Genomic DNA, 832 nt, shown 5'->3' on the forward strand with positions numbered 1-832 from the left:
GCCGGGCGTCCGGTGCTTTCGGTGGTCGATTCGACGTCGTTCCACATCGACGGCTATTTCGAGGAAACCAAGCTCGATGGCATCCATGTCGGCCAGGGCGTCGACATCCGCGTCATCGGTGACAACGCGCGGCTGACCGGCCATGTGGTGAGCATCGTTGCCGGTATCGAAGACCGCGACCGCAGCAGCGGCTCGAACCTGCTGCCCAACGTCAACCCGGCCTTCAGTTGGGTGCGTCTTGCGCAGCGGATTCCGGTGCGGATCGCCTTCGATGACGTGCCCGCCGATTTCCGCATGATTGCCGGGCGTACCGCGACGGTGTCGATTATCGACGACACGCAGGAGCGCAGCCGATGAAATGTGCTTTACGCGTGGTCGCGCTCGGCTTTACCGCCGTGCTGTCGGCCTGCCAGATGGTCGGCCCGGATTACCAGTTGCCCAAAGACGGCGCGATCAATCGCCCTGACTTGCAGGGTGAACTGGCTGGTCGCTCGGTCAACACGGTTTCGGCCCCGGTGCCTGCGCACTGGTGGCGCCTGTACCAGGATGCGCGTCTGGATGAGCTGGTGCGCCAGGCCATCGCTTCCAATACCGACCTGCGCATCGCTGCCGCCAACCTGCAGCGTGCCCGCTATCAGACCTCGGAAGCCGAGGCGGCCGGCGGCTTTACCAACGGCGCGAAGATCGGCGCGCAGCGCGTGCAGGAGTCGGGCGAGGCGTTTCTGCTGACCGACAAGGTGCCGGTGGCCAATGTCGGCGACGTGGGTCTGACCACTTCGTACCAGTTCGATCTGTTCGGCACCTTGCAGCGTGGCATCGAAGCGGCGCAGGC

Annotated in this window: 2 protein-coding genes; both read left to right on the forward strand. The window is 64.9% G+C overall.

Going from position 1 to position 832, the window contains the following annotated elements:
• The coding region (locus tag GE543_RS27005; RefSeq protein WP_153222766.1) for an HlyD family efflux transporter periplasmic adaptor subunit at window positions 1-357 on the forward strand (357 nt) is incomplete at its 5' end.
• Window positions 354-832 (forward strand): TolC family protein (locus GE543_RS27585; protein ID WP_256664811.1); only part of this gene is annotated, 479 nt, incomplete at its 3' end. The genes GE543_RS27005 and GE543_RS27585, both read left to right, overlap by 4 nt.

This window comes from Pseudomonas sp. SZ57, assembly GCF_009495975.1.
Lineage (GTDB): Bacteria > Pseudomonadota > Gammaproteobacteria > Pseudomonadales > Pseudomonadaceae > Aquipseudomonas > Aquipseudomonas syringae.